Genomic DNA, 26,034 nt, shown 5'->3' with positions numbered 1-26,034 from the left:
CTACAGGAGCGGCCATGGAAAATCATGTCAATTGGCCGACGGCAATGGGCGCAAGGGTTCTGATCAATGACGGTTGGTATTACTTCGTGAGGGCTGATTCGCGGTTGGAAAGTGCGGCGTGCATGGCGGAAACTGATAAGCTTGCCTCGGTACGATCAATCATTGAGCAGAACAAGTCGAGAGACTGTAACGAAGCAGAAACCCGGCACAAGATCATCGATGGGATCATTCACGACTGCCTGTCATGGCCGCGCAACCGCGTGGCGGTAGAAGAATACATTGCGCCGGGGTTTGCCGACTATGTCCTGAACAAGGCCAACGGTGACGACCTTCTATTCATCGAGGCGAAGAAGGCAGGCACTTACTTCGATCTCCCGTTCCCCTACGTCGACAGCGAAACCCACTGCTACATGTCGATGTCGAAATTGATGTCGAACGAAAATATTCGTTCGGCCATAAATCAGGTTAAGGGCTATTGCTTCGAAACGGGCTGCGAATACGCCTGCATCACTAACGGTCACGAGTGGATCTTCTTCAAGACGTTTGAGAAGGGAAAGAGGTTCGAAAACCTTCAAGCCTTTGTCGTCCGGAACCTGTCGTTCTTCGACAAGGACTTCACAAAGAGCCAGAAGATGTTCTCGTTCGGTGCGATCTTCGACCATGCGTCGCTAAACGAGGCGCTTTCAAGTTCTCCTCCCAAAGATCGTCACATCTACTTCCCCAAGGAGAAAATTCCGTCCTACGGCCACAAGATCAACTCAAACCGGTTGGCAGGGACGTTGCGCCCGATCGTAAGTCATTACTTTGGGGTGATAGGCGATGACGATACAGAATTCATGGAGCGTTGCTACGTCTCACAGAGCGACTATTCCCAGATGTCCGAAGGCATCAATGTTCTGATAGAGGATTCGCTTAGCCCATACTTCAAGGGTTACGGGGTCAATCAACTTGAGAACACCGGCCGAGGGGGGCAGCTCGGCGGCCGGTTGACCAAGAACATCAAGCGCGGCAGGCGAGGCGAGGTTCTTGTCCTTTTCGGCGGAAAGGGCGCCGGTAAGTCCACTTTCGTCAAGCGGGTGCTTAGGCATAATCCTCCCAGATGGCTCCGCGAGCATTCAGTCATCGCCATCGTCGATCTTCTTAAGGTGCCCGAGGATCAGGGCGTAATCCGCGAAACGATCTGGTCGAAACTCGTCGAATCTCTCGATGTCGACGGGTTGCTTCAGTCTGCCCGCGACAATCTTCTCAAAGAGCTGTTCGCGGACCGCTTTGAGATCGCCCGAAAGCAGGACTTGGAAGGTTTCGACAAGAAGTCAGAGATCTACAATTCGCGGCTCAACGCTCTTGCTGCTGAATGGAAGCAGGACAAACCATACTGCGCCGCCAGGCTCGCTTCTTACTGGGCATCGAAAGACAAGGGGGTAATCGTAGTCGTCGACAATACTGATCAGTATTCCCCGGACTTACAAGATTTCTGTTTCACGTCGGCTCAGGAGATCAGCAACCTCTTGAGCTGTGTGACCCTTATTTCGATGCGCGAAGAACGCTTCTACAACTCGAAGATCCACGGGCTTCTCGACGCATTTCAGAACTCAGGATTCCATATCAGCTCGCCGAAACCGTCGACTGTGTTCAAGAAGCGGCTATCATATGTGAACTCCATGCTCAACGATCCCCAGCGGCGCCACAGGATCGGGCTGGAAGATGTAAACCAGAAGATCATCGCTGACTCGATGAAATATCTTTCAATCATCTTCAACGACTTCAACAGCGAGAGATCACCGCTCAACGCGTTCCTGACGGCTTGCGCTCACGGGGACACGCGATTGTCCCTAGATCTGTTCCGAAGCTTTCTCCTCTCCGGCTATACCAACGTCGACGAGATGCTGAGTTCTGGGAACTGGAACTTCAAGATCCATCAGATCATAAAACCAGTGATGATCCCCAACCGATACTTTTACGACGAGGCTCTATCCGACATACCCAACGCGTACCAAATCAGGAATTCTAGGCATGGTTCGCACTTCACTGCGCTCCGTATTATGAGGAAGCTTGCCAAGAGCATCGAGCGAACCACGCCATCCTACGTATCGGTAGCGGAGTTGAAGGCTTACTTTGTAAACACTTTCAACATGGGGGATGATTTCACCGCTAACCTGGACGTGCTCTTGAAGCACGGCTTTGTAGAATCCAACAATCGGCTCGATCAATATTCGGATCAAGTTGATAGTGTAAAAATCACGACTTACGGCCTCTATATGGTTAGGGAGCTAGCGTATTTTTTCTCTTACCTCGATCTCGTATGCATCGACTGCGGCTTCTTCAGCGAGCAGGTCAGCAACTATCTCGTCGATGCTGCCCGTCAGGAGTTCGATCTCTTCTCAAAGGGTGAACGTCTCGACCGTGTCAAGATAAGGCTGGATCGTGTGGAAAAGTTCATCGAGTATCTTGCTGAAGAGGAGGCCAGGGAGCGGGAGCTTTATTCCCTCGGCATGAAGGAGGAGGACATGTTCACCTTCACACTGCAAAAGTCGTTCACGGACGAGAAACAGATCGTTCAGAAGAGCGCCGAGCGCAATTCTGTCCAGCGCTCGAATAGGCATTGGTCGCGCGGCCGGCGCGGTTAGAGTGATGCAAAATAGGCTAGCGGAGTGACTTTCCGAACAATTGACGGTACCGAATATCCTGCTCATGTCGGGCGAGAAGTTCCCGCCCAATAAGCCTGCGGCCCAGGCTAGTACAGCGTACAGCGTGAACCGTAAGAGGGGGCGATTTGTCTACGTTGAGGTTATGCCCGACGTTATGACGGCAATCGCAGCATGGATGCGCGATGCGGCGTGCTGTGCCGGCATGAAATCGAAGACGTCTCGGGTCTCATTGCCGGCGCTTCTGGATCTGGATGATCTTTTTAGCCGTAACCGGTGTTCCGTCCCCACATTGCCCTCTTCCGCCTGATCTGTGATCGAGGTTTCCATGGATGAAGAACAGGAGTTCTCCATGGAGTCTACGTTGGAGTTTCTCACAACCGGCAAGACCCGACGTGAGGTTCACCGACATTGGCCTGATGAGGTCAAGGCGCGGATCGTGTCGGAGAGCTTGAGGCCCGGCACGACAGTCAATGAAGTTGCGCAGCGCTATGGATTGCGAGCCAACAGCCTTTCCACCTGGCGGACGATGGCACGGCAGGGCAAGCTGATCCTGCCAGCTCCGGAGGACGCGGTAGAGTTCGCGGCCATGGTTGTCGAGCCGCCGTCGCCTGAGCCGCTGACATTCAAGGCTGCCACGCGCGCCGAGATTATTCTCGGTCCGGTGACGATCCGTCTTGAGGAAGGTGCGTCTGCTGCCAGGATCGCTGCCATCGCTCGCGACCTGGCGGCAGCGACATGATCTTTCCATCGAACCGTGTGCGGATCATGGTGGCGACCAAACCAGTCGACTTCCGCAAGGGCCATGATGGTTTGGCGGCGCTGGTGAAGAACGAGCTGCACAAGGACCCGTTCACCGGAACTGTCTTCGTGTTCCGGTCACGCAAGGCAGACCGGCTGAAGCTGATCTACTGGGATGGCAGCGGGATCGTGCTGGCCTACAAACGGCTTGAAGAGCACAGCTTCACTTGGCCAGGCATCAAGGATGGCTTGATGACGCTCACTCACGCCCAGTTCGAAGCCCTGTTTGCGGGTCTCGATTGGCGGCGGGTTCATGCCGTCAAAACGAGAGCGCCGGAGACCATCGAATAGCTGCGGCACGATGACTCAGCACGACGAATTCCGAGGGCAAATCGGCTCGGGATTTGGTAGTTTCCGGCCATGCGTGATGCCGCCGACCTTCCCGATGATGTTGCCGCCCTGAAGGCGATGCTGATCGCCGCGCGGCTAAGCGAGGCGGCCAAGGACTTCGCGATAGCCAGTAAGGACGAGCATATCGCCCGCAAGGATGAGCGGATCGAACGGCTTGAAAAGCTCGTCGCAGCATTCAAGCAGGCAGCCTTCGGACGCAAATCCGAGAAGATCGATCCTCACCAATTCGACTTGGCGCTCGAAGACCTGGAGACAGCCATGGCCGCGATCCATGCCGAGGATGAGGCGGACACTACTGCTGGAAACAGGATTGCCAAGCCACGCGCCATCAATCGCGGCTCCCTTCCAAAGCATCTTCCCCGTATCGAAGAGGTCATTGAGCCGGAAAGCCTGATCTGCGCCTGCGGCGGGTGTCTGCATTGCATTGGCGAGGATGTCTCCGAGCGGCTGGACGTGGTCCCGGCGCAGTTCCGCGTCATTGTCACCCGGCGGCCCAAATATGCCTGCCGTGCCTGCACTGACGGTGTCGTTCAGGCTCCGGCACCAGCACGGCTGATCCAGGCTGGGCTGCCGACAGAAGCGACCGTCGCCCATGTGCTGGTCTCCAAGTATGCCGATCACCTTCCGCTTTACCGCCAGGCCCAGATCATGAGCCGCCAGGGCATTGACCTCGACCGATCCACGCTGGCTGACTGGGTCGGTCGGGCAGCCTACGAACTGCGGCCCGTCTTCGATGCGTTGATCGCCGATCTGAAGCGCTCGACCAAGCTGTTCATGGACGAGACCCGTGCCCCGGTGCTTGATCCCGGCTCCCGCAAGACGAAGACCGGATACTTCTGGGCGCTGGCGCGGGATGATCGCCCATGGGGCGGCGACGCTCCACCGGGCGTGGCCTTCACCTATGCGCCTGGTCGTGGGGGCATTCATGCCGAACGGATATTGCAGGGCTTCTCCGGCATCCTGCAGGTCGATGGCTATGCCGGATACAACAGGCTAATCGCACCTGAGCGCGTTGGTCCCGACATTCAGCTTGCTTATTGTTGGGCGCATGCCCGGCGCAAACTGGTGGAGATCACCCGCAACGGGTCAGCACCGATTGCCGAGGACGGCGTCAAGCGGATCGGTGAGCTGTATCGTATCGAGGCCGAACTGCGCGGCCTTGATTCTGAGGCTCGCCTTGCAGGTCGACAGGAGCGGTCAGCGCAAATGGTCGCCGATATGCAGCCCTGGCTCGCTCATCACCGCACCCGCGTCGCAACGAAGTCACCGCTCGGCGAGGCATTGGCCTACATCGTCAAATACTGGGATGGTCTGAAGCTCTTCCTGACCGACGGGCGCATCGAGATCGACAACAACAGTGTCGAGCGGACCATCAAGCCAATTGCGCTCAATCGGAAGAACGCACTCTTTGCAGGACATGACGCTGGAGCGGAGAACTGGGCGATCATCGCCTCGCTGGTCGAGACCTGCAAGCTCAATGCCGTCGATCCGCAGGTCTATCTGACCAACACTCTCACCGCCATCGTAAACGGTCACAAGCAGGCTCTGGTGAGCGAACTGTTGCCGTGGAATTTTAATCTACAGAAACACTGAAGCCAGTGCGGCGGCTTCAAGTGCAGGAGTTGCCTAAGCGCCACCGCAGCAGGGACCCGGCTCGGGGGCGGCCAAGTCTTTGAATATGACGCAGTCGCTTCCTGGGCCACCCAAGCAGGCATCGTTGCAGCGCTCTACAAACGCCGCGAGCCGCGTCTCCAGCGACCGCAGCTCTCCCAGCTTCTTCCTACCGTCGTCAAGATGACTCTTCGCGATATCGCGCGTCTCCACACAGTCTCGCTCGCTGCTGATCGCAAGGTCGAGCAGCAGACGCACCTGGTCTATTCCGAACCCAAAATCCCGGCACTGTTTGACGAATATCAGCCGCGAGAGGTCTGCCTCATCGAAGTAGCGCTGCCCGGAAGCGGACCGCCTTGCTCTCGGGATCAGACCTATCTCCTCGTAGAACCGGATTGTCGGCGCGGTCACGCCCGAGGCTTTGGCAAGGGCTCCGATGGAGAACACGGGGATGTGAACGTTCATGGCGGCTTTGCTCCTTGCCCTTCAAGTTACTTGAAGGAGTAGGCTTCGATCAAACGTCATGCAAGGAGATCACGGAATGAACAATACGACGAAACTCGCGGGAGTCGGCCTCGTCGCCTGCGCAGCATGTTGCGCTGCTCCACTTCTCACACTTGCTGGAGCGGGAGCCGTCGTCGGTGCCACAGCCTTTTGGGGGCCACTGGCATTCCTGGTGGCAATGACGTTGGCGACCCTCTCCCTTCTTCAGCGTCGGAAGGTTGTCGCGAACCAAAGCAAGTCGGCATTGCCTTCTTCCGGCCATTGCGGTTGCGGAACATGCTCCACCGACGACAGGAGCGATGTCCCCACCGCTTGCACGGTCGACAGTGGCGACTTCAAGACATGTACGGCGCAGGTCGACAAACACCACCCCAGCGACTTGCGGCGCATGAACGAAGCCCTCGGGTGATTCCGGAAATCGGACGATCCTATCTGGCCCCTTGTCCATGCCTGCCAGATCATGCGGCATCTGCCACGTGCCATAGGCGCACCAGAAGTGTCCGACGAAAAAAAACGCCAAATGACAAGGATGGCCATCGTTCTCGAACGAAGCTAGCGTTGTCTGTCGTGAATTGAAAAGTGAAAGCCTACCATTGACCCTCCGTGACACCCTCGAAAATCATCAGGTCCAGATTTACTTTGGCGCAGTTGTCCTCGGCGCTCTGGCGGCCCTCTTGATCTCCGGAACAACCGCACTTGAGAGCGGCATCAATCCGACGCTGGCGTTCATGTTGTTTGTGACCTTCCTTCAGGTTCCGCTTGCCGAACTGCGGGTGGCCCTGGCGCGCTTCCGCTTCCTTGGCGTCCTGCTACTGACGAACTTTGTCGTCATGCCTGTATTGGTGGGAGTTCTCGTCCAGTTTCTTCCACCCGATCCGATGGTGCGGCTTGGCGTATTGCTGGTCCTTCTCGCCCCATGTATCGACTATGTCGTTACGTTCTCGCACCTTGGCCGCGCCGACGCGCGCCTTCTGCTGGCAGCAACACCCGCGCTCCTGATCGTCCAGATGCTACTGTTGCCCGTCTATCTGAGTGTTTTTCTTGGTCCCGAGGCCGGGTCTCTCATCAATGCCGGACCATTTGTCCACGCCTTCGTCTGGTTGATCGCAGTCCCGCTTGTCCTCGCCGTCCTCGTACAGTTTTGGTCCGACCGAAGTGTGGCCGGGGCACGTGCGTCGACGGTTCTGGGACTGCTCCCGGTTCCCGCGACCGCGCTCGTACTCTTCGTCGTCGTGGCTGCCGTCGTACCGCAACTCGGCTCCGCGCTCGATGTCACATTCCGAGTCCTGCCTATATACGTTGCATACGCGGTTGTTGCGCCCTTGGCGGGGTGGGGGATGAGCAAGCTGTTCCGGCTTGATGCTCCAGCGGGTCGTGCCGTCGCATTCAGTGCCGCCACGCGCAACTCTCTGGTCGTTCTGCCGCTGGCATTCGCTGTCCCCGGCGCTGTGCCGATCCTTCCGGCAATAATCGTCACGCAGACACTGATCGAGCTTCTGAGCCAGTTGGCTTACATTCGTTTGGCACCGAAGTTTGGGTCGAACACCGCTTCCTCGAAAACTTAGTTGGCCGTGAAGGTGGCGCTGAATCGTAGCTTACATTTAACCGCCACGCTCATCGCTATTGTCGGCGGCCACAAGCAGAGCCTGATCGAGGAGTTACTGCCTTCCAAATTCCAGTCGCGAGACCGCTGAAGATCACGCCGTCGCAGGCAGGAACTTATAGTCATGCGTGCCGCCACACCTTGATCGCAGAGATCACGAGGATCAGCGCGAGGCCTGGCAGCAGCACGCCACTCGGGACAATCCCCAGGAGCTGTCCGCCGATGAATGCGCCAAGGACCGACCCTGCGGCCATAACAGCCAAGAACATACGGTTGCTTCTGATAACGGCAAAACTCTGGTCGCGGCTGTAGCGGGTAAAGCCAACGATCATGGTTGGCAGGCTCACCGCCAGAGAAAGACTTCCAGCAAGCTTGATGTCCGCTCCGAACAGAAGAATGAGGGTCGGTATCAGGAGTTCGCCACCAGCGACACCCAGCAGGGATGCGACAATCCCAATTATCAGGCCCGCAACCACGCCTGCTACGATCTGCGCAGTCCCGGCGACAAGGGCCGAACCTGCTACGATGTCGTGACCGAACATCAGCACGGCGGCGATCATGAGCAACAGAACTGCAATCACCTTGTAGAGCGTCTCGGACTTCAGTCGGGTTGCCCAACCCGCGCCGAGCCAGGCACCAGCCAGGCTCCCGGCCAGAAGGTTGACGATGATCGGCCAGTTCACCACGATCTGATCAAAAGGGACAGTCGCCGCCCGAAATGGCAGTGCGAAAGCGACGACGACCAGGCTCATGGCCTTGTTGAGGATCACGGCTTCCAACGCGGCAAAGCCGAACGGGCCGATGAGCAGAGGCAGGCGGAACTCAGCCCCGCCAAGACCGATCAGTCCACCGAGAGTACCGATGGCCGCTCCGCTGAAAAATGCGGCCGGTCGATTGGTGGATAGGGTCTTCTTCGTCGCGGGATCAGTCATGGTGTCAGGTTCTCGTAAATATCGTAACTATAACCAGCTAAATGCGGGATGTCTGGATTCGGCAAGCTCGGTTGCAGCAGTATCAGGCCACTGCATCGTGCTCCTGGCGCGCCGCGCGCCAAACCTCCTTGGCTGCGTCGAGGTTCATCCAGGCGATCCCGAGGCCCACGATGAGGTCCGGCCATGGCGAACGCCACAGGAGGAGCGTTACGGCCCCGGCCGCAATGATCGCAACGTTGGCGATGGCGTCGTTGCGCGCGGACAGAAACGCCGCCTTCGTCAGCGACCCGCTTCCGTCACGATAGGCGGCAAGGAGGAAGGCGCAGCAGAGGTTGACGACAAGCGCACCTAGCCCTGTCAGTCCAAGCGCGAGCGGCTCGGGTGCAATAGGCACCTCGAACTTCTGCCAAGCGGTCCAGAGGAATGCGATGGCAGGGGCAAGCAGAATGAGAGACATCGCCATTCCGGCGCGGGCGCGGTTCCTTGGCGACCATGCCATCGCGACGAAGATGAGGAGATTGACGGATGCGTCCTCGAAGAAGTCCGCGCTGTCCGCCAGCAGGGATGCCGACCCGATCCTGAGCGCGACGGAAAATTCTATCCCGAAGTATGCGAGGTTTGCGATGGCGACGATCAGAACAATCCGCCGAATTCTATTGTCCATAGTTCTTAGCTCCGGTCAGTTCGATACAGTTTTGCCTGCTCGGCCTTGTGCGGTTGTGATGATCTAAATCTCCTGCCGTGCTGCCTCCTCGTCCTTCTCCTGCTTGGAGCGGAATGATTTGTATTCCCATAGTCCTGTCCGGGGATTGCGGCGTCGCCAGATGGCTTCGAGCCAGAATATCCTGTCGTCGATTGGCATGACCGGAAACCAAGCATACCACTCCCGCCATAGATGCTCCTCCCGCATCGTCTGACCCTTTCCCCCTGATGTTGACGTCACGCACGGTAGGCAACGAGCACGGCCCCTGCTGCTATCATGGCGACGCCGAGCCAGTTCGGCAGCGACAGGCGCTCGCCGAGAAACAGCACGGCGAATACCGAGACGAAGACGACGGAAAGCTTGTCGATGGGTGCAACGCGGGCAGCATCCCCCAGCTTCAGCGCCCGGAAATAGCAAATCCATGATGCGCCTGTGGCGAGCCCCGACAGGACGAGAAAGAACCAGCTTCGCGCCGAGACCGAAGACGGTTCCTGCCAGTTGCCCGTAATATAGAGCATCAGGCCTGCGGCCATCAGGATGACGATGGTGCGAAAGAAGGTGGCGAAATCGGAGTTGACGTTCTCGACGCCGATCTTGGCGAAGATCGCGGTGAGTGCCGCAAAACCTGCCGAGAGAAGCGCCCAGAATGGCCAGCTCGTGAACAATGTCTTCATGATCAGCTCCTCACCGCTTCGTATCCGTCAAGGCGTCTTCGGTCGTCAGAGCATGATCCAGCACGTCCCAGTGCTCGATGTGCTTGTAGATGATCACCTTGTTCTTCAGGAGCGAACCGTGTGTTCGGCAGAACTCTTCGAGCAGTTCCCGGTCGCCGATGAGTTCGACGCACATGGTAAGATCAGGGTTCGGTATCTCGAAACCTTCGTCCTGCAGCTTGCCGCTGTTGGAGTAGCCGAAGTGGGTGTGATGGGCGACGGCCTTCATGATGCCAGTCGCCTTCGCCTGCATGACCAGCTCCCGGTAGAGCGGCTTGCCACCGCCGAACCAGCCTCCCGTGCCGACCGCCTTCTCACGCGGCTTCATGTAAATGCGAACCATCCCGATCTCGCGGGAAGAAAGCTTGTGGCTGGTCATGACGATGGGCCTTTCTGCAAGGTTTTCTGTTGTCCGGAGCGAGCGCAAACGCACCTGCGCCAGGAGGTCGCCTCTGGCCTGGGCGCTCATCTCGCGCATGTGGCGGACGGAGATATCAGGGGGAATGTCGCGGGCGGCGGCCGTCTTCGGCACGCCGACGCGTTGCGAGAGATAGATGCTGGAATGGCCGCTGCAGAGATAGGCAACGAAGCAGGCAACCGCGATGTAGACGGAATGAGTCGCTCCGAAGAGTTCGATGCCCATGATCATGCAGGCGAGCGGCGTATTGGTCGCGCCTGCGAAGACGGCAACGAAACCGAGTGCTGCGAACAGGTCCGGTGGCGCGCCGAGCACGCCAGCGACCGCACTGCCAAGAGCAGCACCGATGAAGAAGAGCGGTGTGACCTCACCGCCCTTGAAGCCCGCGCTCAGCGTTACGATGGTGAAGAGGCCCTTCCAGGCCCAGCTCCAGTAATCGACATGGTCGGGCCGAAAGAAGCCGAGGATGGTTGCGTCCTCAGGGTTCGGAGACCAGACACCGAGGCCGAGATACTCACGGGTCCCCAGAACATAGACGAGGCCGATGAGGATGGCGCTCGCCAACACCGGCCGCAGCGGCGCATAGGGCAGGATCGCCTTGTAGGCTGACGACGCGAGGTGCGAGAGTTCGGCGAAGAAGTGAGCGGCAAGACCGAAGGCGACCCCGGCGATCACCACCTTCATCATCAGCAGAGCATCGAGATGAAATCCGACCCCTTCGCCCGAGAGGTAGACAATCGAATACTGGAGATGGCCGATGCTCCAGGCATGGCAGGTCCAGTCGCCGACGACGGCGGCCAAGAGTGCGGGAAGCAACGCCTCATATTGCATGCGCCCGATGGTTAGCACCTCCAGCGCAAAGACAGCGCCGGCAATCGGCGTCCCGAAAACCGCCCCAAATCCAGCGGCGATGCCTGCCATCAGCAGAATGCGGATGTCCGAAGGCGTAAGCTTGAACAGCCTGCCAAAGGCGCTCGCCAGGCTGCCGCCGAGCTGTACGGCGGTGCCTTCGCGGCCTGCCGAACCACCGACCAGATGCGTGAGCACCGTGGTGACCAGAATGAACGGAGCCATGCGCAGCGGTACACCGCCGCCCGGCTCATGGATTTGATCGACGATGAGGTTGTTGCCGCCCTCGGCTGACTTGCCGAACTTGCCATAGGCCCAGACCATGGCGAAGCCCGCGACCGGCATCAGATAAATCAGCCAGGGAAACTCGAAACGCAACTCTGTCGCCCGGTCGAGGCTCCAGAGGAACAGGGCGACCAGCGACCCGACGGTCATCGCCATCGGGGTAACGATGACAATCCATTTGGTTAGACTGCGGATTTGCTGGAAACGGAGACCGAAAATCGATGCGAGCGTCATGCGAACGACGCTCCATCAAATCCGGCGATCAGGGAAAAATGAAAGGGACTTTGGCTTCCAGGCACGACTCTACTCCTTCGCGTGGCTCGCGTTGAGTAGGAGTCATCAGCTTCATCTGAGAAGCGGTTCGGCTTGATGCCCGGCAGAATCCATTACCGTGAGAAATCGATATGGCATCTTAGAGGTGATTGTCAACGTCCGGTGCGATGCTGCTCTCCGACAGGACAGTGAGGGGCTGACGTGGTGTCGCAACACCGCTTACTTTTAGCCTCGTAGAATGAGACGAAGTTTTCTCGGCGAGACCTCGATCCAAAATATTGGATGCAAAGCATCGGAAATGATGCTGCGCTGAAAAGCAACTTGCCGCCGAGGCATTTCCTTCAGGTTAGTCAGGCGGATGTATCTATGTCTGTTGAACCCAAGCGGCGCTGTTCTTCTTTCCAAATGAGATCTTCGAGTGGCGTTCTCCTTCGAAGATGCATCACTGACTCGGGAAGAACACTCTTCTCTTCAGCTTCCAAGTTGAGCAAGCCATCCATCAATCCTGGAAAGTCGTCCTCGTATGACACGCGGCCAAGGTTGTTTTCAATCGCTTCAACTATTTCGCGGGTTCGATGATCAAAATCTTTGTACCGTGTGGCTGAGTTCAGGAGGCGTCTGACGGACGATTGAAATCGGTCGAGCCGTCTCTGGGAAGGGCTCATTACCGACAGCGCTGAGGCCTCAACAGAGAGTGATGCAATGAGGTCCTTCAGGCTGCTGGACACTTCTTGCGCAAGTTCATGCGCTTCCGCAGACAACCGATAGGCCCTGGCGAGAGCATCCAAGCTCCATCGGTCAACTGGCTCCCTCCTTGTTCCACTTTCGCAGAGTGCCACGGCCGCGTTCGCGTGAAACAGCGCCTCGTCTGGTCGACCTTGGATGCGGTCTAGGAGGACCTGATCTTCATGAATTCGTAGCAAGGAACGGACAATGTCTCTAGGTGGATGGTTCGTGACCTCCCTCAAGTACCGTAGAGCCTCCTCCGCTTCGCCAAGCTCTACGTATGCGTCTTCATATCGACGTTCGGCGATCAGTTGCTTTGCGAGGTTTCGTTTGATTTCCGCCAGAAGGTCCTGGTTGCCGTAGTCGCGCTCATAGTTACTCTCCCGCAACTCGCGGATGGCACCCTTGAAAGCGTAGATCGAGTTTCGGCTGTCTTCCCGGCCTGCATGTATCAGTCCCAAAAGCTGGAGCGTCCTTGCTGTAAATACCCGCCCATCGCTCGCAGAAAAGTCGGCGTCTCCAAGTATTTTCGCTATTTTTATGCAAGTTTCCGCCCCATGTAACGCAGAATCGTACATTCGAAGCGAAAGTCCTGCCTTCGAGAATTCGAACACTTGAGCCTGAATTTCAAAGAGCACTTGGGCCAGATCGAAGTCGCCGTGAATCGGCGCGAAACTGTCCGATTCCAGAGCTCTATTCAGGATGAAGCAGATGTTGTGGAAAATGTTCATGTAGCTGGTGGAGATCTTGTTTCGATTTCGACGGATCTCGGGAAATCGAACACCTAACGTCGACAAATATTGCGCCTGTCGAACGATCGTCTGTTTGACTGAAGCATATTTCGTTTCGCTCGTTGATTGGCCAAACCGAAAAGCGTAGGGCGAGGCTCTATCTGCTACAGGTTCGAGCTGCCGTTTCTCCAACTCGATGGGGGTGACGAGGACATTGAGGCGCCTGCTGCTCCAATCGAACATAATCTCGTCGCCATCCTTTATGGTGCCAATTCTGCCACCCATTGATGCGTTTTCAGCGAAATTGAAGGCGGTTGGGACCGTTGTCGCAACTTCGGTCACTATGGCATCAACCAAGACCGCGACGCCGAAGCCTTCGGCTTGCAGAAGCTCCAGGACCGGCACCAATAAAGATACTTTTTCTCGCTTCGCCTGCCCATAGTCTGACAACCGCAGCACAGCTGCGAAGTCCCGATCCAGTTTTCCTTGAAAATAGGCCTCCTGCAGGTCGAGTTCATTTTCGAACACAATCGCAGGAAGAGACGCGCTATGTCTCATGTTACCGGCCGACGTTAAGCCGACGATGGCGAGGCCGAGATTGCCCGAGAATTCCTCAAACTGCAGTTCCCGTACAACAAGGGGCGTATTTAGTACGCGTCGTCTGATTTCACCTTCAGGAAGCGTGCCTTGGTAGAAGGTCTCAGGATCATATCCAACGACTCGAGCGAGATCTGCGAGGTTGTGGCTTTTTGCCGTAAAGAGCTTGGTGATATCGGCAAGCCAATGAGCCATCATCAGCCCTCGTCAGAAGCCAGGATCTGAGCAAGGCTGATAACAGCATAATCCTCGGACATGTTGGGCGAGGGGAGGCCTTCTTCGACGAGCTTGTTTCGGATGTAGGCTTCGGCGGCATCCATTCTGTTGGGAAAACCTGCTCTCGACATGGCCGATCGGAAGATACCGCTGTCTTTGAGAACGATGTTTTTAATATCTAGGTCTTCCCGGCGGCAGAAAAGCTCGAGTCTCACCGTGGGCGTAATGAGCTTATTGGCGCTCTCGCGCCTATCTTTGATCTTCATAAGCGGATTTTTGACGGCATCCCATGGCTTTCCACTGAGCACACGCTCTGTGCCAGGGACGAAGCTCCAGCGGTTGCTACCCTCGCCATCAATCGAGTGAGAGGTAATAATCCCGGTTAATTTCCGACTGAGGCTGACCTCCTCGACGGTCTCCCGCTCCACGCTTCCCGATGCTCCACCGGAGACTCCGCCCATAAGTTTTGATGCGTCGACCGACAGTGAGACACCGCCCTTGACGGCACCCTTCGCTTTTCGCGTCGACTTGCTTTTTTGTGTTCCTGTGGTGGTTTCTTCCATACGGGCAATAGAGGCGCGATCGATTACGAGTTGTTCGGTCTCGGGAATGATCACCCTCAGTTCCGCTCGTTTCAGGTCGACGGTAAATCGTACGGGCGAGTCGTCCTCGCCTCCCATGCGGGCCGTGGCGAAACTCACGTCCGCGTGGAGGCTGACCGCAAGGCGCTTTTCGGTGAATGGAAGATGCCAGGCGTCAACACTGACCAGCTCCGAAAAAATACGCACGCGGTTACTTAGCATGAGGGACCTTGAACTGGGGTGGGAGTCGACACCCTGTTTGTACGTGCAACCGCAAGGTCCGTCCAGCCATCGTCGCATGCTTCGGCCCAGCTCTGCGGGCACTCCTTGCCCTCGCCACATCTCCCGGCCTTGAAGCCTTTCGCGGGCGAATTCCATGAGATTAGGCTCAACAGTTGGCGATGCCTTCCACACTTACAACGGAGCGGTTACCGTCGGTCACGACCTCGGGAGATATCTGCTGAGGTGAGACCGCAGACAGAACTTACGAGCTTTCCCAATGATATTTGAGCGCTGCTGTAAAAGCCCGGAAGTTGGCGGACGGCCAGCACACCGGTGACCCGTCTCTAACGAGCCAATGGAGGCCACTAGCCGTCGTCAGCTCCGAAGAATCGGCCGTGACAATCCAGTTGAAGCACTTGATCCACATGTCTTGGTAGGATCCGACAAACTTATCGTTAGGAACGTTGTAGAGCATGCCTTCAATGAAATAGGACGGCGCCACCTTGTGACCCAGAAGATCCTTCGTGATCATCGAATTCCGCATATTCTTGAATATACGGACCATCCGCTTGAAATTCTGGTTTGTCGCTTGGTGTTTTAACGTGCAATTCTCGGAATGCTGTTTTGGGAAGTTTTCGATGCGGGCACCGTTTCTGATAAACGCTATACCCGGTTGGTAATCGTGCATGCCATTTTTTAATGAATAGTAACGTCGGAACTGCTGACAGACCAAAATGTCTGCGTTCCTTCGGCCGTTATTGCCTGGTATGTAAATCGCTTTACCGCTCAGATCGACGTCGCAGTAAAGGCCGGAGATGTACCGTTGAGCGTCTCCTCTAAAATCCTCGTATCGATATGCAGCATCTGCGCTGAAAGCGGCTTTCAAAAAAACCTGGTCCTGCGCACCCATATTCGTGACGTCATAATAGAACGCTCCGGCGTGACACAAGACGACGTCGACATCGCTGTCTCCCCAGACATTCGTGTCGTTGCCATAAGAGCCTTGCAGATGCACATCGATTCGATCGACGGGGTAGGGTGCCGAAGGATGAAACAGGTTGTTGCGGATCGAATTGTAGGTATCGGTGAACTGCGCGGCTTTCCCGAGCTGCGACCAGGTTTCGAGCTGACTTTCTGAAATCACTAACGGCGCCCCTCCTCAAGACAAGAACCTCTGCAATTCGACTTCGTTTTCCCGCGCACTGTCTCGGCCACGTTGCCAAAGAAGGGAAAGCCTTTCCATATTCACTTCGAGCATATCGGTCGCCATCTCGGGCTGAGTGTAGCGGGCATGTATCCGCAGCGTTGCAACATCGCGGAACGTCACCTTTCGCAACTCCTCCATCGATTGGGAGCTTATCTCCATGGTCTTTTGCAGAAAAACGACGGTTGGGAGCTTGCTGACCCATTTGCGAATGCTCCACGCGGGAAGCTTCGGCGCTGGGTACTCACCGACCCCGATGGTGACGAGCCGGATGTTGTCGCGAGGTACGCTAAGCGCTTCCGTGGCATCGATAATCGCGTAAAGAGCCGGATTGTTGGCTACAAACCCTCCGTCGCGAACTTCAACCCTTTCTCCGCGGCCTGTTACAACAAATTTCTTTTTAAAGAATGGGTACGCGGAGCAGGAACCGACCACTGCGTCGGCTATTGTGCAGCCATGGCCAGGCTCAAAGGTAGATTTTCCAAGAAAAGCCTGCGCCGCGCTCGTCTTGAAAATCATCGGCCGCTCTTCATTCCAACGCGTACCAACGATACCAACATTCGTCTTAAAGGCGTCGAATTTCAGCTGCTGAAACACATCAGCGGCAAGGCCTTCCAGTGCTGCTGTCCGCTTCCTGGGCAACCACTGCTTCATGATTGTGACGACGTGCTTGCGATAGAGTACCTCGATCTCGTCGACCGAATTGCCGAGCGCAAGCAAGGCGGCGATTATCGATCCCGTGGATGTACCGTATATGAGGTCAAACTTTTCGCTCAGCTTACACCCGGCTAACGCCTCGATTTCCTTCAAGGCGCCAAGCGAATAAAAGCCCTTGGCTCCGCCCCCGTCCAGGCTGAGGATCCGAAAAATACTGGGCGTTCGAGCTTCCGTCACTGTCTCGTCACCGTAAACTGGCTTTTCGCCCAAGTAGCACCTCAGCAGGCAAAAACGCAGTACGAGCCGTTACCGATAAAAGAAGACAGTGGATGGCAGCGCACCGGCGTTTTGCGCTCGATGATTGCGGCGTAGCGTTAGTTGATGTCAAGCGCGAACAAAGGAGAGTCGCGCCCTAGTACGCAGAGGTGCAGTTTATTGACAAAAATCTTCATTTCCCACACCGGGGACCAAGGCCTGCTGGTTAAGAAGCTGGTTAATGAGCTAAGGCGAGCTGGTCAGCACGTCTTTGTAGACCTCGACATGCTTCCCGACGATGACGTTACACAACAAATCACTGACGGCCTGGAGGCAGCTGAGGTTTTTGTGTTGGTGATCTCTGGCGAGATACCGGAGTGGACTGCAAATGAGATCGAAGTCGCAAGAGTTTATGGTCGCTCGCGTAGAATGTTGATCATCCCTGTTCTTATTGGGGACGGGAGAGTGCCGCCACAACTTAAGTACAGCAAGGCGGTCAAAGCAGGAGAACGAGAACCGTCTGCGTACATCGCAGATATCCTTGCAATCATCGAAGGCGATAAGAAACGCAGTGAGATATTCGCGGCCCGCAAGGTCGAAGTGGAGAAAGATCTTGCGGTTTTCGTGAACGAGGCGGTGGTTCGGCAGCAAGAGCACGAGGCCAAGAACCGACGGGCCGCGCAACTCTGGCACGGGGCTGGCATCGTTTTCTTGCTTCTTGTGCTCGGATTTGCTGGAGCCTCCAGCTACACAGCTCTGACGATGCCTTCGAACACTACTACGTACACTGGCGTCCTGATCATCGGTCTTCTAAATCTCGTCATTGTCGGTGTGCTGACGGCCCTGGCCCGCTACGCTCATGCCCTCGGTAAGTCGTATATGAGTGAGTCGCTGAAGTCCTCTGACCGGATCCACGCGATCCAGTTCGGCAAATTCTTCCTCAGCGCCTACGGCGAGAAACTGTCCCCTACCGAAGTGAAGGAGGCTTTCCAACATTGGAACATCGATAGGACATCCACCTTTGCCTCCCTCGATTCCAAGGAGATTGATCCTCAGATATATGCGCTCGTGTCGCAATTGGTTGGGGCACTTTCCAATAGGAAGGTGGCGTAGCTGCAAGGAGGCGTTGATTGCGAATCCGATGATCGTACTCCTGAGCGCTGAGTAATGCGTGTCATACAGAGTGCGACCTTTCGGTTGATGGAGCCTTGAGCAAACGCGGCTGTCCCCACGGCGGACGATTGTGATTATTGGAACGCTAGTACCGACGTTCCGGATCCAGACCCGAAATCAGCCAGCGCGCACTGCAACGCTGATGACCGCGATTGGCGCGATGTTGCTGCTCACAGACTTAAGCGTGAATGTCGCTAAGACTCGTGCTCCCACGCGCCGTGTAGGGCTTGTTGCTGTGATGTTCACGTTCTGGGCCAAAATGATCGCATAATGTATCGTCGGGAATGGGGGCGGGAGTGATCGCAGCCGGGCCTGCGCGACGCTCGATGAATTCACCGACCGAACGCCCGCTTGGCACGACCGTGCCCTTCGACGGCGGACAAAGGCGAGGGGACATGTTGATCCCAAAGGCGTCTGGTCATCCAGTGTGCACGGTACCGCCCGCCAATTTGAGCGACGAGCGTTGATCAAAGTCGAATTGCCGTCCACCACGAGCCCAGAGTTCGTCCCCCAAGGCGCGAACGGTAAGGGGTTTCCGTTTCCCCTGATTGCCTTTCGACGCTATCTGCATATGCCGGTTTGCATTGACGATGCCTCTTTCACGCGTACGCGCGTTAACGAGCTGGTCGAGCGGAATGAGCAGGTGAGCTTCGCCGAGATCGAAGTAAAGCGAGGGGTCGTCCCGGAGCGTTGTGAGCGCCGCGGTGATTTCCTGGCTCAACTCAGTCACCGAGACCGCGCCATCCGACCGAAGAGTTAGATATTTTGCTGACACTTTCGTCATCTTTCGCGCAGTGGTCTTACGGGAATTAGCGTCTTCTGAAATAATTCCATACTTTCCGGCTTTCTTGGCTGGGCGCCATGAAGAAGGCGTGCGCGTTGACGCCGAATTTCCTCCAGGCGGCGACGACCCGGGAGAACCCTTTTTCCAGCGTCCGCGCACGACTTTCTCGCCGGGAAAAGATCATCCACCATCGTCGCTTGGGAAGTGAGATGGCGCCATTCCTGTCCAGCGTCTAAACGCGCGCGTGAAATGCGCGGGATCGCTGTAACCCACCCGATAGGCGATCTCGGTCATGCTGTGACCGCCTTCGCGGATCAGTCGAAGCGCCTCGCTTCGACGAGTCTCGTCAAGCAGTTCCTCGAACTCAATGCCGCAGTGTTTCAGGCGCCTCTGCAGGGTACGGACGGACACGCCAACTCTTGCTGCCATGGCTTTCAAGCTATGCTCATGCTCGTCGGAGAGCCTGTCGCTCAGCAGCCGTGCCACCTCTACGGTCGAGGTCAGGGCGGTCGTCGCCTTTGAGGGTCCAGTTTCCTGTGTTTTGAGCGGCAGATCGAGTAACTCGCGATCGATTTCGATCATGTCGTGCTCGCAGCCCAATTCGATATTGGGCCCCCAGCACTCTTCGAGTGCCTCGGCCCCTCGTGTTTTTGTCGCGGTCAGTCGAACCTTGATGCCGGACGCTTCGCCCGCCAAAAGCGGCACTTTTCGCAGAACGGCGAGACTGCCGAAGATGAACTGCCTGGGATCGAATTCGCAGCGGTCTGTGAAGCGGAAGACGATGCGAGCGGTTTTGCCCTCCACCAGGAAGCGGACATCTGAACCGCGGTGGATCGAGGACACATTGTCGGACGCGAGCGCGCAGGCGTGTGCCACGTCCCTTGCTGCCAGAACGGACTGTCCCCACCCGCCGAACTCACGGAGGTCGGTGGAGGAGCCGATATGCGCGCCAGCGAAGGGGTCCCCCGCGACAGCCGCCAGCTCGTTGCCCAAGCGAAAGCACTGGGCGCGTGGAAGCCAGCCATCGGCATTCTGGAACACGTTTGGTGAAATGCCGAGGCGTTTGCAGAACTCAATCGTCGAGACATCGTGCTTCGCCAAATAGGGCGCGATGGCCAAGAACGTCCGGATCCTGATCGAAGGTGCGGTATTCAACACTCACAACGCTAAATTGGCATGAAAAGGCAAGACGGAACATGTGCACTATAGCAGTATGAGGTCGATTGGGAAGACTTTCGCGAAGAAGTTGTGCAGGCGGCGAGGCCGGAACGGCCGATCGTCTGCGAGCCGCGTCGGAGGAGCTAGGTATGAAGGTGAGCGGATGAGCAAATTCAAACTGAAATGGCCTGGGGCAGCTCGGCGCCCGTACATATTGATGATAGCGGCCACCGTCTGCGCGGCGGCGTGGTCCGCTTCGGCCCAGGATGCGATAGAGCCCGAGGCTGCCAAGATTCTCGCTGCGATGAGCGACAATCTCAAATCGATGCCGTCTCTTAGCGTCACCTATGACGCAGACCAGGAAATCGTCGACCTGGAGGGGCAGAAGATCCAGTACAGCGCATCGGGTACTATTGCGCTCGATCGCGCCAAGGGTTTTCTGTTGACGCGCCAAGGCCCATTCGCCGACGCGGAGGTAGTGTTCGACGGCAGCACGATATCGCTCCACAGCAAACGCGTAAACGTCTACGCGCAGCTGCAAAGCCCGGGGCCAAGTGTTGAAGCGGCAGCAGACGAACTTCGCGCCGCCACCGGACTCGATGCACCGGGGGCCGACCTGTTGGCAATCGACCCCTATGCCGTTCTCACTGATGGTGTGACCAAGGGAACCCTTGTCGGATCGGCGTTCGTTGGTGGGGTCGAATGCGATCACCTCGCCTTCAGAACAGATATTGTCGACTGGCAGATCTGGGTCAGCAAGGGCAGCAATCCGTTGCCACTCAAATATGTCATCACGACTAAATGGGTAACCGGAGCGCCAGAATACTCGCTGCGGTTGAGCAACTGGAAGTCAGCTGGCATCGGTGCCGCTCAATTTAAGTTCACACCGCCAGCAAACGCCAAGAAACTCGAACACGTACATGCCGACGTCACCGGCGACATCTCGCTGGAGGTAGGGGAATGAGAATCCGCAAGATGTACGGAAAGATCCTTTGCGCCACAGTCGCCGGCCTCGCCCTGCTCGCCGCCGACTATCTTGTACCGATGCCGTTCGGCTCGTTCGTGTCGGAGGCGCAGGCGGTCGTTGGGCGGCCCGCGACCCCGGGCAGCGTTGCCGGTGTTGCGCGCCGCACCACCCGCCGTGTAATCCGCCGCTCCGCGGTCTACGTCGCCGCGCTACCCGCCGGCTGTGTGAGGACCAGCGTCAATGGCGTTGTGATCTGGCGCTGCGGCGGGGTCTACTACCAGCCCTATGATGGGCGTTACGTCGTCGTCTACATCGACTGAACCCATATTGCATCGCAGTTCAATTTTTTTCTTCGGACCATTTTCCCACTGTTCGTGCATCGCCCTCGATGTTGGGCGCTACCGTAGTCGAACGATCGTCCGTCTGTAGAATTTGCCCCTGATTAAGGAACCACATGATGAGTTACTCGATGAAAGCCCTGCTCGGAGGGGCCTCTGTACTGGTACTTCTTGCCGGGGTCGCCTACGGGCAGACGGCGCCGAAAATGGAGATGACGACGCCGATACCGGATTCCATCATCACCCCGGACAAAGTTGAAACCCGGCTTGGAACGTTGAATTTCGTCGATGGCTTCCCAGACAAAGCCACCTCCGAGAAACTCTACGACAACCTCGACTTCATGCGCGGCGTCGATGCCTTTCTCAATGCCATGCCGGGTGCGTCGGTCGAAGCGCTGAGGGTTGGTCTTGCCAGCCAGGGAGTGGACAACAACCAGACCATCCTCATTTTCGAAGACCTGATGGACTCGCACTCGCTGTTCCTGACCGGTAATACCGAGAGCATCTACAATTTGATGTGGCTCGACACCAAAGCCGGGCCACTGGTGATCGAAACACCACCTAATATCCTGGGCATGATCGATACCCACTGGTTCGAATATGTCGGAGACGTCGGAAATGCCGGTCCGGACCAGGGCAAGGGTGGCAAGTACCTTCTGCTGCCACCCGGCTACAAGGGCGAGATCCCAGACGGCTATTTCGTGCTTCGCAGCTCAACCTACGGCAACCTGTTTTTCTGGCGGGGCTTTCTCGAAGATGGCAGCACGAAGACCGCAGTCGAGAACACCAAGAAGTTCGCCAAGGTGTATCCTCTGTCGGAGGCCGGCAATCCGCCGCCGATGAAGTTCATCAACGGCACCGGCAAGAAATTCAACACCATCCACGCGAACAACTTCCACTTCTACGAGGAAGTAAACGACATCGTTCAGTACGAGCCGAACGAGGCCTACCACCCGGAAGTGCTGGGGCAACTTGCCGCCATCGGCATTGAGAAGGGCAAGCCCTTCGCGCCTGACGAGCGAATGAAGAAGATCCTCACCGAAGCCGTGGCGGTCGGCAACGCAACGGCGCGCACAATCACCTTCGATACGCGGATGAAGGAGGCCTATTATTATCCGAACAGCGCCTGGTTCACCGGCTTTGTCGGCGGTAGCTACGAATTCCTTCGACAGCCCGGCGTTCGCTATCTGGATGCCCGGGTGCTGTTTCACTACTATGCGACGGGAATCTCACCGGCGATGGCGATAAAGCGTGTCGGCGTCGGTTCGCAATACGCTGGGGCAACAACTGACAGCGAGAAAAAACCTCTCGACGGTAGCAAGACCTACAAGGTTCACCTGCCGCCGAACATCCCTGCCAAGAACTTCTGGTCATTCGTCGTCTATGACAACCAGACCCGATCCATGCTGCAGACCGACAAGCAGTTCCCGAGCATAGGCAGCGACAAGAAAGACCTTGTCGTCAACGCAGACTCCTCGGTGGATGTCTGGTTCAGCCCGACAGCACCGGCAGGTCACGAGGCCAATTGGGTGCAGACCGTTCCCGGCAAGGGGTGGAACGTCCTCCTGCGCCTCTATGGGCCGCTGGAGCCGTGGTTCGATAAGACCTGGAAGCCGGGTGAAATCGAACTGGCCGAGTGACAATAAAATACCCGCGATGAACTGATCATCGCGACACAGGCGCTCGCGCCTGCAGCGCCGGTCCGACTGGTTCTGTCGGATCGGCATCAGCTGGGACAATTTACTGCCGTGCTTGAGAGAGCGGCCGGCGCTCGTTGGCCGCGTCGGGGTTACATGTTCATCATTCGCCTTCTGCTATTGAGCCTGCTCATCTGCCTGTCGACCGTTTCTCCGCTGCACGCGCAGGCGCCGGCAACGAGCGCGACAGAACCGTCAAAGGTGGCCGAGCTGCTGCGTCTTCTCGAAGATGCGGACGTGAAGACATGGTTGGCGCAAAGGCAAGCAGCAGTTCCCGGAAAAGGGGCCACCGAGGTGGCGCGGGTCATCGACGACTTAGAGGTCCGCTCCCGTACCCGCCTCAACGTCCTACTGTCTGCCGTGCCACGTGTAGGCAGCGAACTCTACCGCGCAGCCTCCTCGGTTCGGCAAGAGGCGCACGATAGTGGATTTGCCCCCGGGATCCTGATGATCGGCATCATCGCGGGCATTGGCTTTGGCACGGAATGGTTCCTTCGTCGTTCAGTGCCAGCCGTGACCTTGCCCAATCAACTCTTGTCGCAGATGCAGACAGAGTTTGCGCCACTCTTGATTTTCACGGCGACGGTTGCCGTCGTCTTTCTTGTCGTCGCCTGGCCGCCGCTCATGCGTGTGGTCGTGCTCTATTCGCTCGTCGCGACGGTCGCCTACCGAAGCCTGCTGGCGCTGTACCGGCTCGCGATGACCGTTTCCGTGCCGATGGCTAAGGCATACCCCCGTGTCCGACTGTTCGTCGCGGTGTTAACAGCGGCAATGGCATTCTCGGCCGTATGCGAGCGGCTCGCCGTTGCCGAGGACGTCTGTTCCTTGATTGCCATTGGATTTTCGGGCCTGCTTCTTCTGATCGCGATCGAAACTATCGGCCGCAACCGTTCCAGCGATGATGCACAGCTTTTGGGCCGACGCGTGCCTCGGACAATTGGCATTGCCGGCGCCGTAACGCTCTGGCTGCTCTGGTGCGGTGGTTTCCTGGCGCTATTTTGGCTCGGCATTATGGTTGTCGTTGTGCCCCGTGTCCTGTCAATCGCTGACAAGTTGACCCACGCGTTTGCGGCTTCACGCTGGAATGACGGTGGTGCGACAGACCCGAAGACGGTGCTGCTTGTTCGAGGCGCGCGAGCGATCATCATCATCGTCGCAGTGGATTGGATCGCATTCGTTTGGCGTCACAATTTCCAGCCCATTACCGGCCAGCTGGCGCTCGCCAAGACAATCATAACCGGCGCCTTCAACAGCGTCGTTATTTTGCTGGTCATCGACCTCGTTTGGCAGTTGGGGAATGCTTACATTGCCCGTCAACTCGGCCGCGTTGGCGATGGAGGAGCACTCCCACCGAATCTGATCGCCCGCCAAGGCCGGCTTCGCACCTTGCTGCCTGTATTCCGCAACGCCCTGGCCGCAGGGCTTCTTAGTGTGGCCGCGCTAACGGTTCTATCGCAGATGGGTGTTCAGATCGGCCCGCTCATTGCCGGAGCGGGCGTGGTCGGCGTCGCTATCGGGTTCGGCTCACAGACGCTCGTCAAGGACGTCGTCAGCGGTATTTTCTATCTCTTGGACGATGCGTTCCGCGTCGGGGAATATATTGAGGCGGGAAGTTACACAGGCACAGTCGAGTCTTTCAGTTTACGATCTGTACGGCTGCGGCACCATCGCGGACCGATATTCACGGTGCCCTTCGGTTCGCTCGGCGCAATCAAGAATTCGAGCCGTGACTGGACGGTTGATAAGTTCCGCATCCGTGTCCCCTTCAAAACTGATCTTGATAAGGTCCGCAAGCTCATCAAGACTATTGGCGGGCAATTGCAGGCCGATCCGGAACTCGGCGCGTCGTTCATCGAGCCGCTCAAGCTCAAGGGCGTGGAGCAAATTGGCGAGTACGGCATCGAACTCGGCCTGGGCTTCACCTGCAAGCCAGGCGATCAAACCACGATCCGCCGGAAGGCATATACGATGCTAATGCATGCCTTTGGCGACAACGGCATCGATTTCGCCCAGCCTGTCGTCCAGGTTAGCGGCGATGACAAAGGTTCAGCTGCTGCCGCTCTCACCACGCGGCAGCTTCAAGGCACCACTGCTCCGCCGGGACCAGATGGGCGAGCTTCTTGAGAGGAACTATGGACACACCGCCTATCGTCAGCGACCTTGCCTCTGTCATCCAGACCTCTCTTGCGCCGGTCTTTTTGTTGGCTGGTACAGCAGGCTTTGTCAGCATCTACACCATTCGCCTTGGGCGAGTATCGGACCGGCTGAACGAGGTCGCGGATAAGGGTAAGCAGGGCAAGTTGTTTCGCATGCAGCTCGCCTATCTGCGGCGAAGGGCACTTGCACTGGAGGTTGCGGCCGTGCTTGGAGTAGTGGCCGGCATTTGCACGGGAGGCGCAATCCTAAATCTACTTGCTGGGTCTCTGGCCATAGGCATACGCCATGAAAATCTCTTCTGGTTCTTTGGAGGCGCCATAGTCTGTCTCATTGGATCCCTCGTTGCATTCCTGTTTGAAATGGTTATCGCGGGACGAAACATGCTGCGGCAGATTCGATCCGAGCAGGTAACCACGGTGCAAGACTGATCAAGCGACTGGGCACCAGCATAACCGACATCTCGGTTAACTTGAATAGAGGCCGCTGCCCCCGCTGGAAACTCTGAATTTTGTGGGCGGTCAAGTGCCCTTGGCATTAAATGGCAAGCGACGCACTTGCGCTTACTGTAACGCTGTAACCAAGCGTTGTGAACGCGTTGTCGTCATGGGGGTCAAGGGGCGAGCGTGACTTTGAAATCGACTCACGGAACCACCGTTGCAGGGCGCGCGCGCCGGCATGATCCTCATCGAAGGCGGAACCTTCTCGATGGGGTCCAATGGACACTATCCCGAAAAGGGGCCGGTGGATCGCGCAAGCGTCGATAACTTTTCCCCAAAAGCCGCCACCCGTCGTTTCAGATCTTGTACCCATCATCCAAACCTCCCCCTCTTTCTCATTGCCGGCACGGCTGGCTTCGTGAGCACTTAGACCGGGTATCAGATCG

23 protein-coding genes and 1 riboswitch are annotated in these 26,034 nt (G+C 57.2%); of the genes, 11 read left to right on the top strand and 12 right to left on the bottom strand.

The window, feature by feature from the left end; genetic code table 11:
* Positions 1 to 14 precede the first annotated feature (14 nt).
* From BLJAPNOD_RS32690 to BLJAPNOD_RS32670, 4 genes are all read left to right on the top strand, one after another.
* A complete protein-coding gene (locus tag BLJAPNOD_RS32690; protein WP_147294629.1) occupies positions 15 to 2,627 on the top strand; it encodes a hypothetical protein in 2,613 nt (870 codons plus the stop codon).
* A 370-nt stretch (positions 2,628 to 2,997) separates the two neighbouring features.
* The gene (locus tag BLJAPNOD_RS32680) at positions 2,998 to 3,387 is read left to right on the top strand and encodes a transposase (RefSeq protein WP_199566089.1); all 390 of its coding nucleotides are present in this window, start codon (positions 2,998 to 3,000) and stop codon (positions 3,385 to 3,387) included.
* Positions 3,384 to 3,737, top strand: a complete 354-nt coding sequence (tnpB, locus tag BLJAPNOD_RS32675) for an IS66 family insertion sequence element accessory protein TnpB (protein ID WP_115422891.1) — start codon at positions 3,384 to 3,386, stop codon at positions 3,735 to 3,737. The genes BLJAPNOD_RS32680 and tnpB overlap by 4 nt, the downstream gene beginning before the upstream one ends.
* Positions 3,738 to 3,806: 69 nt before the next feature.
* Complete coding sequence (locus BLJAPNOD_RS32670) at positions 3,807 to 5,390, top strand: IS66 family transposase (RefSeq protein ID WP_115422890.1); 1,584 nt, start codon at positions 3,807 to 3,809, stop codon at positions 5,388 to 5,390.
* A 33-nt stretch (positions 5,391 to 5,423) separates the two neighbouring features.
* Here BLJAPNOD_RS32670 and BLJAPNOD_RS32665 read toward each other — a convergent pair whose 3' ends face one another.
* Positions 5,424 to 5,873, bottom strand: coding sequence for a helix-turn-helix domain-containing protein (locus BLJAPNOD_RS32665; protein ID WP_173238062.1), 450 nt, complete (start codon positions 5,871 to 5,873; stop codon positions 5,424 to 5,426).
* 611 nt (positions 5,874 to 6,484) lie between these two features.
* Here BLJAPNOD_RS32665 and BLJAPNOD_RS32655 point away from each other — a divergent pair.
* Entirely contained in the window at positions 6,485 to 7,477 is a 993-nt protein-coding gene (locus BLJAPNOD_RS32655) for an arsenic resistance protein (RefSeq protein WP_244611192.1), read from the top strand.
* Positions 7,478 to 7,637: 160 nt separating this feature from the next.
* Here the strand turns inward: BLJAPNOD_RS32655 and BLJAPNOD_RS32650 are convergent, their stop codons facing one another.
* The 9 genes from BLJAPNOD_RS32650 to BLJAPNOD_RS32610 form a co-directional block, all read right to left on the bottom strand.
* Positions 7,638 to 8,447, bottom strand: a complete 810-nt coding sequence (locus tag BLJAPNOD_RS32650; protein WP_115422887.1) for a sulfite exporter TauE/SafE family protein — start codon at positions 8,445 to 8,447, stop codon at positions 7,638 to 7,640.
* Positions 8,448 to 8,529: 82 nt separating this feature from the next.
* Positions 8,530 to 9,111 (bottom strand): cation transporter, encoded by a 582-nt coding sequence (locus tag BLJAPNOD_RS32645; protein WP_115422886.1) that lies wholly within the window; start codon positions 9,109 to 9,111, stop codon positions 8,530 to 8,532.
* A 63-nt stretch (positions 9,112 to 9,174) separates the two neighbouring features.
* Complete coding sequence (locus BLJAPNOD_RS36310) at positions 9,175 to 9,357, bottom strand: hypothetical protein (RefSeq protein ID WP_115422885.1); 183 nt, start codon at positions 9,355 to 9,357, stop codon at positions 9,175 to 9,177.
* A 29-nt stretch (positions 9,358 to 9,386) separates the two neighbouring features.
* Positions 9,387 to 9,824: an EamA family transporter gene (locus BLJAPNOD_RS32635; RefSeq protein WP_115422884.1), complete on the bottom strand. Its 438-nt coding sequence runs from the start codon at positions 9,822 to 9,824 to the stop codon at positions 9,387 to 9,389.
* A 10-nt stretch (positions 9,825 to 9,834) separates the two neighbouring features.
* Positions 9,835 to 11,649 carry a voltage-gated chloride channel family protein gene (locus tag BLJAPNOD_RS32630; protein ID WP_115422883.1) on the bottom strand — a complete coding sequence of 605 codons (1,815 nt, stop codon included), beginning with the start codon at positions 11,647 to 11,649 and terminating at the stop codon, positions 9,835 to 9,837.
* Between the two features lie 89 nt (positions 11,650 to 11,738).
* Positions 11,739 to 11,815: riboswitch (Fluoride riboswitch) on the bottom strand.
* A gap of 223 nt (positions 11,816 to 12,038) precedes the next feature.
* Positions 12,039 to 13,937, bottom strand: a complete 1,899-nt coding sequence (locus BLJAPNOD_RS32625) for a dihydroxy-acid dehydratase (protein WP_158556209.1) — start codon at positions 13,935 to 13,937, stop codon at positions 12,039 to 12,041.
* Between the two features lie 2 nt (positions 13,938 to 13,939).
* A complete protein-coding gene (locus BLJAPNOD_RS32620) occupies positions 13,940 to 14,761 on the bottom strand; it encodes a hypothetical protein (protein WP_147294628.1) in 822 nt (273 codons plus the stop codon).
* 262 nt (positions 14,762 to 15,023) lie between these two features.
* A complete protein-coding gene (locus tag BLJAPNOD_RS32615; RefSeq protein ID WP_115422880.1) occupies positions 15,024 to 15,905 on the bottom strand; it encodes a nucleotidyltransferase in 882 nt (293 codons plus the stop codon).
* Positions 15,906 to 15,920: 15 nt separating this feature from the next.
* Positions 15,921 to 16,892 (bottom strand): patatin-like phospholipase family protein, encoded by a 972-nt coding sequence (locus BLJAPNOD_RS32610; protein WP_237244034.1) that lies wholly within the window; start codon positions 16,890 to 16,892, stop codon positions 15,921 to 15,923.
* A gap of 165 nt (positions 16,893 to 17,057) precedes the next feature.
* Here BLJAPNOD_RS32610 and BLJAPNOD_RS32605 point away from each other — a divergent pair, with 165 nt between their 5' ends.
* Complete coding sequence (locus BLJAPNOD_RS32605) at positions 17,058 to 17,990, top strand: toll/interleukin-1 receptor domain-containing protein (protein ID WP_158556208.1); 933 nt, start codon at positions 17,058 to 17,060, stop codon at positions 17,988 to 17,990.
* A 478-nt stretch (positions 17,991 to 18,468) separates the two neighbouring features.
* Here BLJAPNOD_RS32605 and BLJAPNOD_RS32595 read toward each other — a convergent pair whose 3' ends face one another.
* A complete protein-coding gene (locus BLJAPNOD_RS32595) occupies positions 18,469 to 18,771 on the bottom strand; it encodes a hypothetical protein (protein ID WP_147294627.1) in 303 nt (100 codons plus the stop codon).
* A 243-nt stretch (positions 18,772 to 19,014) separates the two neighbouring features.
* Positions 19,015 to 19,953, bottom strand: a complete 939-nt coding sequence (locus BLJAPNOD_RS32590; protein ID WP_244611191.1) for an AraC family transcriptional regulator — start codon at positions 19,951 to 19,953, stop codon at positions 19,015 to 19,017.
* Positions 19,954 to 20,155: 202 nt separating this feature from the next.
* On the opposite strand from BLJAPNOD_RS32590, the gene BLJAPNOD_RS32585 reads away from it, so the two are divergent.
* The 5 genes from BLJAPNOD_RS32585 to BLJAPNOD_RS32565 all read left to right on the top strand — a co-directional run bounded on the left by BLJAPNOD_RS32585 (position 20,156) and on the right by BLJAPNOD_RS32565 (position 25,579).
* Positions 20,156 to 20,956 carry a DUF2092 domain-containing protein gene (locus BLJAPNOD_RS32585; protein ID WP_173238069.1) on the top strand — a complete coding sequence of 267 codons (801 nt, stop codon included), beginning with the start codon at positions 20,156 to 20,158 and terminating at the stop codon, positions 20,954 to 20,956.
* On the top strand, positions 20,953 to 21,279 hold the full coding sequence (locus BLJAPNOD_RS32580) for a hypothetical protein (RefSeq protein WP_115422875.1): 327 nt from the start codon (positions 20,953 to 20,955) through the stop codon (positions 21,277 to 21,279). Before BLJAPNOD_RS32585 ends, BLJAPNOD_RS32580 begins: the two co-directional genes overlap by 4 nt.
* A gap of 137 nt (positions 21,280 to 21,416) precedes the next feature.
* Positions 21,417 to 22,937, top strand: coding sequence for a DUF1254 domain-containing protein (locus tag BLJAPNOD_RS32575; protein WP_115422874.1), 1,521 nt, complete (start codon positions 21,417 to 21,419; stop codon positions 22,935 to 22,937).
* Positions 22,938 to 23,090: 153 nt separating this feature from the next.
* Entirely contained in the window at positions 23,091 to 25,118 is a 2,028-nt protein-coding gene (locus BLJAPNOD_RS32570) for a mechanosensitive ion channel family protein (RefSeq protein WP_115422873.1), read from the top strand.
* Between the two features lie 8 nt (positions 25,119 to 25,126).
* The gene (locus BLJAPNOD_RS32565; protein WP_115422872.1) at positions 25,127 to 25,579 is read left to right on the top strand and encodes a DUF2721 domain-containing protein; all 453 of its coding nucleotides are present in this window, start codon (positions 25,127 to 25,129) and stop codon (positions 25,577 to 25,579) included.
* Positions 25,580 to 26,034 lie beyond the last annotated feature (455 nt).

Source organism: Ensifer sp. M14 (assembly GCF_003355565.1).
Taxonomy (GTDB): Bacteria; Pseudomonadota; Alphaproteobacteria; order Rhizobiales; family Rhizobiaceae; genus Ensifer.
Note: the sequence above shows the minus strand (reverse complement) of the source record. Positions and strands in the feature narration are given on the sequence as shown.